15 protein-coding genes, 4 tRNA genes and 1 pseudogene are annotated in these 12,695 nt (G+C 44.2%); 7 read left to right on the top strand and 13 right to left on the bottom strand.

Features of this window, described 5'->3' with window-relative positions:
- From H2O73_RS18495 to H2O73_RS18475, 5 genes are all read right to left on the bottom strand, one after another.
- Positions 1-197 (bottom strand): GTP-binding protein (locus tag H2O73_RS18495; RefSeq protein WP_246335966.1); only part of this gene is annotated, 197 nt, incomplete at its 3' end.
- A gap of 102 nt (positions 198-299) precedes the next feature.
- Positions 300-375 (bottom strand) — tRNA-Thr (locus tag H2O73_RS18490).
- 13 nt (positions 376-388) lie between these two features.
- Positions 389-463: transfer RNA gene (locus H2O73_RS18485), tRNA-Gly, on the bottom strand.
- 34 nt (positions 464-497) lie between these two features.
- Positions 498-582, bottom strand: a tRNA-Tyr gene (locus tag H2O73_RS18480).
- Between the two features lie 52 nt (positions 583-634).
- A tRNA-Thr gene (locus H2O73_RS18475) sits at positions 635-710 on the bottom strand.
- Positions 711-919: 209 nt separating this feature from the next.
- On the opposite strand from H2O73_RS18475, the gene coaA reads away from it, so the two are divergent.
- On the top strand, positions 920-1,843 hold the full coding sequence (coaA, locus tag H2O73_RS18470) for a type I pantothenate kinase (RefSeq protein ID WP_182110400.1): 924 nt from the start codon (positions 920-922) through the stop codon (positions 1,841-1,843).
- 73 nt (positions 1,844-1,916) lie between these two features.
- Here coaA and H2O73_RS18465 read toward each other — a convergent pair whose 3' ends face one another.
- A complete protein-coding gene (locus tag H2O73_RS18465) occupies positions 1,917-2,342 on the bottom strand; it encodes a DUF805 domain-containing protein (RefSeq protein WP_182110399.1) in 426 nt (141 codons plus the stop codon).
- 26 nt (positions 2,343-2,368) lie between these two features.
- Complete coding sequence (locus tag H2O73_RS18460; protein WP_182110398.1) at positions 2,369-2,716, bottom strand: 5-carboxymethyl-2-hydroxymuconate Delta-isomerase; 348 nt, start codon at positions 2,714-2,716, stop codon at positions 2,369-2,371.
- Between the two features lie 256 nt (positions 2,717-2,972).
- Here H2O73_RS18460 and tpiA point away from each other — a divergent pair, with 256 nt between their 5' ends.
- The gene (gene tpiA / locus H2O73_RS18455) at positions 2,973-3,743 is read left to right on the top strand and encodes a triose-phosphate isomerase (RefSeq protein WP_182110397.1); all 771 of its coding nucleotides are present in this window, start codon (positions 2,973-2,975) and stop codon (positions 3,741-3,743) included.
- 245 nt (positions 3,744-3,988) lie between these two features.
- Positions 3,989-5,338 (top strand): MATE family efflux transporter, encoded by a 1,350-nt coding sequence (locus H2O73_RS18450; protein WP_182110396.1) that lies wholly within the window; start codon positions 3,989-3,991, stop codon positions 5,336-5,338.
- Positions 5,339-5,400: 62 nt separating this feature from the next.
- Here the strand turns inward: H2O73_RS18450 and rraA are convergent, their stop codons facing one another.
- The 3 genes from rraA to efp form a co-directional block, all read right to left on the bottom strand.
- A complete protein-coding gene (gene rraA, locus H2O73_RS18445) occupies positions 5,401-5,925 on the bottom strand; it encodes a ribonuclease E activity regulator RraA (RefSeq protein ID WP_182110403.1) in 525 nt (174 codons plus the stop codon).
- Between the two features lie 76 nt (positions 5,926-6,001).
- The gene (locus H2O73_RS18440) at positions 6,002-6,919 is read right to left on the bottom strand and encodes a 1,4-dihydroxy-2-naphthoate polyprenyltransferase (RefSeq protein ID WP_182110402.1); all 918 of its coding nucleotides are present in this window, start codon (positions 6,917-6,919) and stop codon (positions 6,002-6,004) included.
- Between the two features lie 106 nt (positions 6,920-7,025).
- Positions 7,026-7,592, bottom strand: a complete 567-nt coding sequence (gene efp / locus H2O73_RS18435) for an elongation factor P (protein WP_182110395.1) — start codon at positions 7,590-7,592, stop codon at positions 7,026-7,028.
- A 33-nt stretch (positions 7,593-7,625) separates the two neighbouring features.
- On the opposite strand from efp, the gene epmB reads away from it, so the two are divergent.
- The 4 genes and pseudogenes from epmB (at position 7,626) to H2O73_RS18415 (ending at position 9,859) form a co-directional block, all read left to right on the top strand.
- Positions 7,626-8,648 (top strand): EF-P beta-lysylation protein EpmB, encoded by a 1,023-nt coding sequence (gene epmB / locus H2O73_RS18430; protein WP_182110394.1) that lies wholly within the window; start codon positions 7,626-7,628, stop codon positions 8,646-8,648.
- 81 nt (positions 8,649-8,729) lie between these two features.
- A pseudogene (locus H2O73_RS23430) lies at positions 8,730-8,883 on the top strand (type IV pilin protein); the annotation flags it as partial.
- Positions 8,884-8,970: 87 nt separating this feature from the next.
- The gene (locus H2O73_RS23425) at positions 8,971-9,234 is read left to right on the top strand and encodes a hypothetical protein (RefSeq protein ID WP_182110392.1); all 264 of its coding nucleotides are present in this window, start codon (positions 8,971-8,973) and stop codon (positions 9,232-9,234) included.
- Positions 9,235-9,325: 91 nt separating this feature from the next.
- Positions 9,326-9,859 (top strand): MgtC/SapB family protein, encoded by a 534-nt coding sequence (locus H2O73_RS18415; RefSeq protein ID WP_182110391.1) that lies wholly within the window; start codon positions 9,326-9,328, stop codon positions 9,857-9,859.
- 30 nt (positions 9,860-9,889) lie between these two features.
- Here the strand turns inward: H2O73_RS18415 and pfkA are convergent, their stop codons facing one another.
- The 3 genes from pfkA to H2O73_RS18400 all read right to left on the bottom strand — a co-directional run bounded on the left by pfkA (position 9,890) and on the right by H2O73_RS18400 (position 12,618).
- Positions 9,890-10,852, bottom strand: a complete 963-nt coding sequence (gene pfkA, locus H2O73_RS18410) for a 6-phosphofructokinase (RefSeq protein WP_182110390.1) — start codon at positions 10,850-10,852, stop codon at positions 9,890-9,892.
- A gap of 273 nt (positions 10,853-11,125) precedes the next feature.
- Entirely contained in the window at positions 11,126-12,034 is a 909-nt protein-coding gene (gene fieF, locus H2O73_RS18405; protein WP_182110389.1) for a CDF family cation-efflux transporter FieF, read from the bottom strand.
- A gap of 95 nt (positions 12,035-12,129) precedes the next feature.
- Positions 12,130-12,618, bottom strand: a complete 489-nt coding sequence (locus H2O73_RS18400; RefSeq protein ID WP_182110388.1) for a CpxP family protein — start codon at positions 12,616-12,618, stop codon at positions 12,130-12,132.
- Between the last annotated feature and the right edge of the window lie 77 nt (positions 12,619-12,695).

Below are 12,695 nucleotides of genomic sequence, written 5' to 3'. Positions count from 1 at the left end.
GAAGTAGAGATAGTGATACCGCGCTCACGCTCTTCTGGAGCGTTATCGATTGATGCGAAGTCACGAGCAGAACCGCCGTATACTTTAGAAAGTACAGTACAGATAGCAGCTGTTAGAGTTGTTTTACCGTGGTCAACGTGGCCGATAGTACCAACGTTTACGTGCGGTTTTACACGTTCAAATTTTTCTTTAGACATGAGTAGTCCCTCTAGGTACGGATTTAAGTGGCGCAAATGACCACGTAACCAAACTTATTGGTGATAAAGTATATATCAAAAGGAAAATTTTGCTTTGAGAGCTGGTGCTGATACCCAGAGTCGAACTGGGGACCTCATCCTTACCAAGGATGCGCTCTACCGCCTGAGCTATATCAGCAACAAAATGTGATTGGAGCGGGCAGCGGGAATCGAACCCGCATCATCAGCTTGGAAGGCTGAGGTAATAGCCATTATACGATGCCCGCACACGTAACTCTTCGAGCTATTTCCTAAAGAATATGGTGGAGGGGGACGGATTCGAACCATCGAAGGCAGTGCCGGCAGATTTACAGTCTGCTCCCTTTGGCCACTCGGGAACCCCTCCAAATTTTAAATCCACTCTCACTACGGCTTTTTCAAAAAAAAGCGGGAGAGAATGGTGCCGACTACCGGAATCGAACTGGTGACCTACTGATTACAAGTCAGTTGCTCTACCTACTGAGCTAAGTCGGCATAAGTGGAGCGCATTCTATTGAATGATTTTCTCGCTTGCAATAGCAAATTTGAAAAAAGTAAATATTTTACCGAGATTCCACTCGTTTGATGGATTTTCGCACAGTTTTGTAGGTAAAAAATGATTCTTTCTCGCTAGTGATTTGATTTCTTGTACTCTTGATGTATGTTCGCAGTTTTCGTGCGATAAAAACCTAGTTAGGAAAACTATGACGCCATACCTCTCTTTTAATCGGCAACGATGGGCTGAGTTACGTAACTCGGTTCCAATGACTTTATCCGAAGAGGATTTAAAAGAGCTGCAAGGCGTAAACGAAAGCCTAACAATGGAAGAATCGGTAGAAATATATCTTCCGCTGGCGCGACTATTAAACCTTTACATTGCCGCTCGTCAAAGTCGCAACTCGGTATTGCACAACTTTCTTGGCGCCACCAACAGTTCACCACCGTTTATTATCGGCATAGCAGGCAGTGTCGCCGTTGGTAAAAGCACGACCGCACGTTTATTGCAAGCCTTGCTCTCTCGCTGGGAGAACCACCCAAAGGTCGAACTGGTCACAACCGATGGTTTTCTCTACCCAAAGCACGTTCTAAACGAACGAGGAATAATGCACCGGAAAGGCTTTCCTGAGTCTTACGACATCAAGCGTTTGGTTGAATTCGTTTCGGATATCAAGGCGGGCAAACCCCACTTACAAGTACCAGTTTATTCTCACATCACCTATGACATAACTGATGAAGTAAAAATCATCGATCGTCCTGACGTATTGATCATTGAAGGTCTAAATGTTTTGCAAAGTGGCATGGATTACCCTCATGCACCGCACCGAGTATTTGTTTCTGATTTTCTTGATTTCACTCTATATGTCGATGCTGAGACGGAAGTGATCGAAAGTTGGTATGTAGAACGCTTTTTAAAATTTCGTCAGGGTGCATTTACTAAACCAGGCTCCTACTTCAGTCATTACACTCAATTAACTGAGCAGCAAGCGGTCACTAAAGCGAAAGAGATTTGGCGCAGTATCAACGGTATTAACTTGGAAGATAATATTTTGCCTACCAAAGGGCGAGCTCAATTGGTGCTAAAAAAAGGGGCTAATCACCTAGTTGAAGAAATATTACTGCGGAAATAAATGAATCGATGGAAAAGAGCAAGCGGGTCGCTTGCTCTTTTTTTTGAATTTAACGAATTAACCTAAATCACGATCATTTAGGTTCAGGACCATATTGGTTATCACCAGGCTGACCTTTCAAAAAACCACATTCAATCAAAATCCATGCACCACAAGCTAACGCCGCTAGTGACGTCACCATTTGTAAAGTGGTGGTATCGGTTGGAATGCCAGGATCAGCTGCCGGTACTGTCATTCGCCCAATGATCAATGGGATATTAAGTAACAACAACCAATTTGATTTACCTCGATCATGCCAACGCTTCGCGGTGATCGCCAAATCCGGTACCAATACAAAAATAAGAAACACAGGGAAGATCAGGTACCCATAAGCTGGGAATAAGGTATTAATCCCAATACCGAAACCAATGATCATCAAGTAATAAAACAGATTCCAAGTCCAATAGACTTTACGCCCAATTCGCCCTTGAAAGGAAAACAGTAACTCTTTCATCGACATTATTCTTACCTAAAATTACAAAAGATCTAATTAACCACTTTTTGACAACACTCTCGATCCATATCTCGTATGTTGATGGTTAAGCTACGAACATGATTCGCTTGTTGTTGCAAAACCGACATCAATTGACGAGATAATTCTCGCTTTTGTTCCGCCGATCGCCCATCAAGTAACTCAAATGTCACATGGATAAAATCTACACTATCAGCTTCTTCACCGACGAGCCAATCATGATAACGAAGTGATCGGGACTTTAGCGATGGCGCATCAAACAAGCCCGATTGTATCGCGGCGTGGTGTAAATCTTCCAACAATCGTTGTGTATTTACTCGTTCATCGACCGAGTTCGAATACTCCATGATCAAATGTGGCATATCTTTCCCTGCTTGTTAAATCATCAACAAGGCACTAATACCAATTTACCTACCACATTCCGAGTCAGTTGCTATCATTCTGTCGAGGAGATCACTGATACAACTTTGCATGACTTACAAGGCAGCGATTTGTTTTGAGCATCAGTCGAGATTCTATGAAGAAATGATTCGGGTCATGATCTGCGAGATATATTCTGTTATATTCTTACGTAGATTTTTTACATTAATGCTTTAATTTTGATATGGAGATATTCCTATGCGTCGTCCTGTAGTGATGGGTAACTGGAAACTTAACGGTAGCAAAGCAATGGTAACTGAGCTGCTAACTGGTCTTAACGCTGAGCTTGAAGGTATTGAAGGTGTGGACGTAGCAGTAGCTCCACCAGCACTTTACGTTGACCTAGCTGAACGTTTGATCGCTGAAGGCGGCAACAAGATCATCCTAGGTGCACAAAACACTGATCTTAACAACAGCGGTGCTTTCACAGGCGACATGTCTCCAGCAATGCTAAAAGATTTCGGTGCATCTCACATCATCATCGGTCACTCAGAGCGTCGTGAATACCACCACGAATCTGACGAGTTTGTTGCTAAGAAATTCGCTTTCCTAAAAGAAAATGGTCTAACGCCTGTTTTCTGTATCGGTGAATCTGAAGCTCAAAATGAAGCTGGTGAAACTGAAGCCGTTTGTGCACGTCAAATCAACGCAGTAATCGACGCATACGGTGTTGAAGCACTTAACGATGCAATCATCGCTTACGAACCAATTTGGGCAATCGGCACTGGTAAAGCAGCAACAGCTGAAGACGCACAACGCATCCACGCTTCTATCCGTGCTCTAATCGCGGCAAAAGACGCAGCAGTTGCTGAGCAAGTAATCATCCAGTACGGCGGTTCTGTTAAACCAGAAAACGCAGAAGCTTACTTCTCACAACCAGACATCGATGGCGCTCTAGTTGGCGGCGCAGCTCTAGACGCTAAAGGTTTTGCAGCAATCGCGCGCGCAGCAGCGGCAGCAAAAGCATAATTTTCAGTTTAGTTGTCATTGTGGCGCTAGTAATGGTTTAGCCCTCGTTCATTCGATTGCTGGCTAATCGCCACTTCAACTCATTGAAAAACAATTTGATCCAAAGGTCAGCCTAGGCTGACCTTTTTTATTGCTGTCATCTGGATAGAAAAGACCAACAAGCTTTCCTACAAATTGCTCATGAATCCCTGTCACACTGCGTTTTAATCAAGTATTCTACTCTTTTCCTTAAGTTCGACTGTTTTATGCACGATAAACACGGCCTGCTAACAGGCTCCATACCTAAAGTGCTACGGCAAATGACCATTCCCATGACCGTGGGCATGATTGCTATCTTAATGTTTAACCTAGTCGATACTTTCTTTATTTCTTTGCTTGGTACCGAAGCGCTCGCCGCCGTCAGTTATACCTTTCCTGTCACTTTTACCGTCAATTGCATCACCATGGGCATTGGCATGGGGCTTTCGACCAACATTGGTCGGCTACTGGGTCAGCGTCAAGCGCAAGATGCCGCAAGGTTTACCACTCATGGCGTATTGCTTGCCGTTATTTTGGTGACCCTTGCTTCAACCCTTGGCTTGTTTACCATTGAACCGCTATTTCTTGCCCTAGGTGCGGAAGAAAAGCTCATTCCACTGATTGAGCAATATATGGCGATTTGGTATTTCTCCATTCCGCTACTGGTGATCCCCATGGCGGGGAACAGCGCTATTCGTGCTACAGGCGATACAAAAACACCGGCCAAAATAATGATGCTGGCAGGGCTCATTAATGGCATCCTCGATCCACTACTGATCTTTGGCTATGGTCCGTTTCCTGAACTCGGTATTCAAGGCGCTGCTATCGCGAGTGCATTCAGTTGGGCTGGCGCACTGGTTGGTTCGCTATACGTACTGATCAAACGAGAGAAACTACTCGCTTGGCCACACCTGCGCTTTATCATTGACGATTGGAAGATGATCTTAAAAATTGGTACGCCTGCGGCACTGTCAAATGCCATGTCACCACTTTCTGGCGCCCTATTTATGATGATCCTTTCAACACATGGTACGTCAGTCGTGGCGGCATATGGCGCAGCGCAACGCATTGAGTCGATTTTGATCTTAGTTTTAATGTCGCTCACCTCCGCCCTCACCCCATTTATGGCGCAAAATTTTGGTGCAGATAACCCTGAGCGGAGTTTTGCTGGATTGTTCATTAGCATGCGATTCGCCATCGTTTTTCAGTTGGCGGTATTCATCATGATGGTCCCATTAAGCATTCCACTCTCTGCGGTTTTCTCTCAAGAGCAAGCCGTGCAAAACCAGCTTTGGCATTATTTAATCGTGGTGCCATTTAGCTATGGTTTTCAGGGCATAATGATGATGTTGGTATCAGGCTTAAATGCGCTACATCAACCGATGAAAGCATTTCAGTGGAGTGCGATGCGTCTGTTTTTATTCACCCTACCCTTAGCTTGGTTAGGTGGCATCGTCTTTGGTGTTGAAGGGGTATTCTTTGGTATTGCCGCGGGTAATATCTTAGGTGGCATACTCAGCTATCTGTTTGCCATCCGATTGAGACAGCAATATCGGCACACGGCAAACAGTCACTGATGATCCCTATTGGCGAGAAGAACGGTAGCCAATAAAAAAGCCAGCAATCGCTGGCTTTTTTATTATTCGACTTCGTTATCTTCCACGTCGTCCTCTAACTCAAGATCGATGTTGAGAGGCTCTTGAGAAAGAATAACGCCGGTATTATCCGCATAGAGATAATCTTCAGGAATAAAGGTCACACCACCGAAGTTAACAGGAATATCGGTTTCGCCCTCGCCCTTACTGGTTGCGCCAACAGGAATTGAAGCAAGCGCTTGAATGCCAATGCTCATATCTTCCAGCTCATCAACCTCGCGTACGCTACCGTAGACAACAATGCCTTCCCACTCATTTTCTTCAGCGAGCGTGGCGATTTCAGCATCGACTAATGCGCGACGCAATGAACCACCGCCATCAATTAATAACACTCGACCAACGCCATCTTGCTCCAAAATATCGCGGATGATGCCATTGTCCTCAAAACATTTAACTGTCGTGATTTGGCCAGCAAACGATGCACTACCACCAAAATTACTAAACATTGGCTCCACAACATCAACTTGTTCCAAGTAGATATCGCATAATGCTGAAGTATTGTATTCCATAGCATTTTTTCTCATAGCGTTGATCATATCAATCGAGTATATCCGGTCACTTTATCATTGCAATGACAAGCTGTATTTAACTCACCAGAGTTTGAGCTATAACCACTCCAGCAAACAATAAGTTCGTTACCAGTGAACACTTCACGATCACAGGCATCATTGGCGCAATTTGCGCTGGTCTTTCTGCCAGCCAAACCGCCTTACCATGTTTAAAAGTAACCAATAAACTCAGTAAAAATGGCAGCATTACCCACAACGGCGACGGTTGTAGTAGTAAGTATGCAATAAAAGCGAGCACAGCCCCTGCCAATAAAGCAAAGTGGTATTGTTTGGCTCGCTTCTGACCAAGTCGAACCGCAACGGTTCGTTTGCCGCACTGTTCATCATTTTCAATATCACGCATATTGTTGATGTTCAGTACCGCCACGGCCAATAAACCACAACCAATTGCAGGAAGAATCAAGGAGAGATCAACAATACTGGTATGAAGGAAATAGGTTCCAGCTACACCTAGCAAGCCAAAAAAGATAAATACCGAGATATCTCCAAGCCCAGCATAACCGTACGGCTTATTACCCACGGTGTAAGCGATAGCAGCAACAATTGCCAACAAACCAAGCCCAACAAAGGCAAGGATACTCTCCCAGCTGTTTAAAGCGTGCAGAACCAAGGTTAATCCGGCAATCATGGTCAAAATGACGTTGATCACGATGGCTTGCTTCATGGTTTTTTGAGTGACAGCACCCGATTGAATAGCTCTCGTCGGTCCTAAACGTGCTTCGTTATCCGTTCCTTTAACTGCATCGCCATAGTCATTCGCCAGATTCGATAAGATCTGTAATAAGGTTGCCGTGATAAAGGCCAGTACGGAAACCGTAAAGGAAAAGTGGTGACTCGAAAATGCCAAAACACTTCCCGTCAAAATCGAGACGAGTGCCAAAGGCAACGTTTTTGGTCGAGCGGCATCAAGCCATATTTGCAGCGTCTGTTTCATACTCATCAGTGTAGTGAGATATCCAATAATAGGAATTGTGTCATATCAAAGTTAGCAGAAAAATAAAAAAGGCCACCTAAGTGACCTTTTTTATTTTTAGCTCAGATTATTTAACGCGGCTTACGTATTCAGCGGAACGAGTATCTACTCGAATCACTTCACCGATTGCGATGAACAATGGAACACGTACTACTGCACCTGTTGAAAGCGTTGCAGGTTTGCCACCAGTACCTTGAGTATCACCTTTTAGACCTGGATCCGTTTCAATCACTTCTAGTTCAACGAAGTTTGGTGGTGTTACTACGATAGGGTTACCGTTCCAAAGCGTTAACATACAAGTGTTGTTTTCAACTAGCCACTTTGCACTTTCACCAACCGCTTTCTTATCTGCAGCGATTTGATCAAATGTTTCATTGTTCATGAAGTGGTAGAATTCACCGTCGTTGTATAGGTAATCTAGATCGATATCCATTACGTCTGCCACTTCAACAGTGTCACCAGACTTAAATGTTTTCTCTAGAACTTTACCGGAAAGTAGCTTACGGATTCTAACGCGGTTAAATGCCTGACCTTTGCCTGGTTTTACAAACTCGTTTTCGAGAATGACACAAGGCTCGTTATCAAGCATAATTTTAAGACCGCCTTTGAATTCATTCGTGCTAACAGTAGCCATTTTTTCCTCTTACCATTCTTCGAGTTAAATTTAATGCCGCACATCATAACCCGAAATGCCGATTCTGTTGAGCAAAACTGGCTCAAACAGCTAGCGAATGGGATCTCTGACCCAGCTAAACTGCTAGAATTATTGGAGATTGATCCTTCACCATGGCAACACGGATTTGAAGCAAGAACGCTTTTTGCGCAGCGTGTGCCGCAAAGTTTTGTCGATAGAATGGAAAAAGGCAATCCTTTTGATCCGCTTTTACGCCAAGTCTTACCCTTATTCGACGAATTTGCGGTACATGAAGGTTACTCTACGGATCCTTTAGCAGAGCAAGACAACCAAACACCCGGTCTGCTACACAAATACCATAATCGCGCCTTAATGATCGTCAAAGGTGGTTGTGCGGTGAATTGTCGTTATTGCTTTCGTCGTCATTTTCCTTACCAAGACAACAAAGGCAGTAAAAGCGTTTGGCAAACGAGTTTAGAGTATATTCAGGCTCACCCTGAACTGAATGAAGTGATCTTGTCCGGTGGTGATCCGTTGATGGCAAAAGACGATGAGCTAGAGTGGCTGATCGATCATATTGCAGATATCCCTCACATTAAACGTCTGCGTATTCACTCTCGGTTACCTGTGGTGATACCGGCTCGAGTTACCAAGCAACTTTTGTCGATCTTAAGCGGTACTCGCTTGCAAGTCATACTCGTTACGCATATCAACCATGCCAATGAAATCAACGCCGAATTACGCGAAAAAACTCAGCAACTTAAGCAGGCCAACGTCACTCTATTAAATCAAGGTGTATTACTGAAAGGTGTTAACGACAATGCCGAAGCTTTAGTCGCGCTAAGTGAAGCCTTGTTTGATGCCAATATATTACCCTACTACCTCCACGTATTAGACAAAGTACAAGGCGCAGCACACTTCTTTGTCAGTGATGACGATGCCAAAGCATTACTCGCTAGAGTCATCGAACAAGTCTCTGGCTACCTCGTTCCAAAGCTCACCAGAGAGATCGGCGGTCGATTAAGTAAAACACCTCTCGACTTGTATTTGGAGTGAAATTAACACAATACGCACAGTACGCCTCCTCTATATTTGTTACGCTATTTCAAACCCTTAAGCCACTTAATAAGATTGCCAATGAACAACAAACCCTCCGGTTTTACCCTGATTGAATTAGTCATTGTTATCGTTGTACTTGGCATCCTTGCGGTCACGGCAATGCCGCGCTTGATCAATTTACAATCTGATGCCCGCATCGCCGCTCTTAACGGATTGAAGGGCGGTATGCAAAGCGCAGCCGATATGGTTTACCCCATTGCGATAAAAAGAAGGGCTAACCTCGGTCAGCAGTACCACCATCTCTATCGAAGGAGATCCGGTGAGTATTGCTTATGGCTACCCTGCAGCCTTCTCTCGTCAAACGTGGAGCAAACTCATTGAAGCAACATTCGCTGATGCCATTCATAATAGTAACGACCCTGCTGATTGGTACTTTCATAATCCAGGTGGTGGGGACGAAGACAACTCAATTCGTTTCATGCCGAAATCTCGAATAAAACCTAGTGATAACTGCTACTTAATCTACTCAGAGGCAACAGAAACCGACGTGCCTCACTTTGAGTTTGTGACTGGCGGTTGCTGATAATAACGACTAAATTTAACCTAAGAAGACGAATCTTTTTGCTCGCTTGAACGGTCAACTGTAATAGTACTCCTAGATGTTGGAGGTCGACATGCAGGCAACATTCGAACATTTCCTCGACTTAACGCCTTTTAGCTGGGCAGCTCTACTGTGTTGCGCCTTGAACGGACTTTTCATCGGTGTAGAGCGACAAACACGTGGTAAGCCCGTCGGGATCCGTACCTCCATTTTAGTGATTTCCGGTACCTATTTTTTTATGTCGATGGCGATATCACTTTCGTCAGATACTCTTGAGCAAGCTCGAGTTCTTGGGCAAATAATTACCGGGGTAGGCTTCTTGGGCGCAGGCGTGATGATGACGCTAGATGGCAAAATTCATGGTGTCACTTCGGCTGCGATTATCTGGATGTTAGCCGCGCTAGGAATGATGATAGGTCTTGGCTACTTGCAACAATCGGTCATCATCACTCTATTGATGCTATCGGTATTGCTTGGCGTTGACAAAGCTGAACACAGGATCAAAGCACTACGCCGTGGTGTACACAAAAACTTTCATCCCCGAACCACACCTCTACCACCCAGAACGGTTGATGATCCCAAGTCAAAAAAAAACCACCTCAGTTGAGGTGGCTTTATTACATTTGTAACTCGTAGCTTAGAATAGCTCTTCCGCTACTTTGTATAGATCATTGCGAACTGGGCGTTTCATGTTCTCGATAGCGTCGATGATATCGTGGTGAACAAGCTGCTCTTTTTGGATACCAACACAACGGCCACCATGACCTTCCAACAATAGGTGAACGGAGTAGTTACCCATGCGAGAAGCTAGAACACGGTCAAATGCCGTAGGGCGACCACCGCGTTGAATGTGACCAAGAACCGTTGCACGAGTTTCACGACCCGTTGCTGATTCAATCTCTTTCGCTAGTTCGTTTGCATCCATCATTAGCTCAGTCAGCGCGATGATTGCGTGTTTTTTGCCCTTCTCGATACCATCTTGAATGTTACCGATCAGTTTTTCTTTGTCTAGACCCGTTTCAGGCGTAATGATGTACTCACAACCACCCGCGATTGCAGACATAAGCGTTAGGTCACCACAGTGACGACCCATGATTTCAACAATCGAGATACGTTGGTGAGAAGATGATGTGTCACGTAGACGGTCAATTGCATCGATTACAGTATTGAGAGCAGTTAAGTAACCAATGGTGTAATCCGTACCAGCGATATCGTTATCGATTGTGCCTGGTAGACCAATACATGGGTAGCCCATTTCAGTTAGCTTTTTCGCACCCATGTAAGAACCATCACCACCGATAACAACCAGTGCATCAATGTCGTGTTTCTTCAGGTTTTCGATCGCTTGTTCGCGAACTTCTACTTCTCTAAATTCAGGGAAACGTGCAGAGCCTAGGAAAGTACCGCCTTTATTGATCACATCAGACACGCTAGAGCGGTCCAATTTCTCGATGCGACCTTCATAAAGACCAAGGTACCCGTCGTGTACGCCGTACACTTCTAAACCTTCAGATAACGCGGTACGTACTACGCCACGAATGGCTGCGTTCATACCCGGCGCGTCACCACCACTCGTTAAAACACCGATCTTCTTAATCATGCTCACCCTCGATTTTTGGGAATCTTATTTCAAATTTTACGTTAGAGGCTTACAGAAAAAGCCCCCGACAAAATTCTTTTTTCTGTGCAATATGTTACCTTTCCTTGTAAGGAATACTACTTTTATTTGCACGAAATTACGTAAGTTTTCTACTTATGTAAGAGTATTACAGGTTTGTCCGTTAACTTTGTTGATACATATCAGTATCACCTTTATTTGTCGTATCGTTGAAAAGATAGTCAATTAACGCCATCTGTCCAATCTCAATCTTAGCTACCAATCTGCTGACTTTTGTACTCGCTCTGAAGTATGGACGACAGAAAATGGATCTTGGTGGATAAGAATATCGGCATGGGGAAAAGCCGCCAACAAACTTATTTCTACTTGGTCAGAAATTCGATGCGCTTCTATTAATGGCAAATGATCTTCAAGTTCTAAGTGGAGTTGAATAAAACGTACTGGACCAGACATACGGGTTCTTAACTGGTGCACACCCAATACACCTTCCACTTGCAAACAAACCTGTTTAATTTCGACCAGTTCATCTTCTGGTAACTGACGATCAAGCAGAGTTTGCACCGCTTCGTTAACCATCTTAAATGCACTGTAAAGAATATAGATACCAATGCCGATAGCGAATACCGCATCCGCTTGACCAATGCCAACCCAGCTTAAACCTAGCGCCAACATAATTGCTGCATTCATATATAAGTCAGTTTGGTAATGAAGTGAGTCTGCTGCGATAGCTTGACTGCCGGTTTTTCGTACCACGCTTTTTTGAAACTGCACCAAGGCAAACGTCACCACAATAGCGAAGAAGCTGACGTAAACCCCTAACTCTGGTGATTGCAGTTCGTGTGGTCGAAAGAAGCGTTCAATACCGTTGAGGATCAAAAAGACGGCAGAACCAGATATAAACATCGCTTGCGCTAATGCCGCAAGGGATTCGGCCTTACCATGTCCAAAGCGATGTTCTTTATCAGCAGGTTGTAGAGAGAAGCGGATCACTACGAGGTTAACCACGGATGCCGCAATATCGAGTAGCGAGTCAATTAACGACGCCAATAAACTGACTGAACCTGTGATCCACCAAGCCACCAGCTTAACAATCAATAAAAACGTAGCAACGAGTGTTGCTGCCCAAGCTGCGAGTGTCACGAGCTTTCCATAATCTTGTTTCATTGCACTTTATTCATCGTCTATGATGCGGCAATTATAACCAGTGAATACAAAAAGCAACAAGGCAGCGAGTTGCTGCCTTGGGTAAACAAATATTTTTAGTAACGATCTTTGCGCTTCTCAGCACATTTATTCATACGCTCTTTACTTAATTCAACAAACTTCGTTTTCTGCTCTGGCGTTAAAATACTGAGCATTTGATGACGTTTTTCCATCATTTTAACTTTGCGTTCTGTTTGCTGCTCTACCATTTGCTTAGCAAGATTAGTCGCTTCTGCTTGGTCAAAATTATCGGCTAACAGCATCTGCTGTACTTTTTCATGCTGCGCTTGGCGTTTTGCTTGGCGAGCTTCAAAATTCTCTTCGAAGTTCGCTTTCATCTGTTTTTTATTCGCTTCACGCATCTCTTTGAATTGTGTTTTTTGAGCATCTGTCAGCTCTAGCTGTTTCATGATGCCACGGTCCATTCCGCCTTGGCAGTGACCACCACGATGTTCGCCTTTTCCACCAAATGCAAACGCACTCGCTGAAGCAAATGCCATTGGTACAATCGCCGCAGCCAAAACAAGTTTCTTAACAGTTTTCATAATCTTTACCTTTTAAGTATGTTAGTTAGGCTGCGTTTTGCAGCGCTTAAGCATAGATTAGTGACTGGGACGTAAAT

It is taken from the genome of Vibrio marinisediminis (assembly GCF_014050145.1).
Classification (GTDB): domain Bacteria; phylum Pseudomonadota; class Gammaproteobacteria; order Enterobacterales; family Vibrionaceae; genus Vibrio; species Vibrio marinisediminis.
The sequence above is the reverse complement of the archived record's forward strand: the minus strand, read 5'-3'. Positions and strand labels throughout refer to the sequence as shown.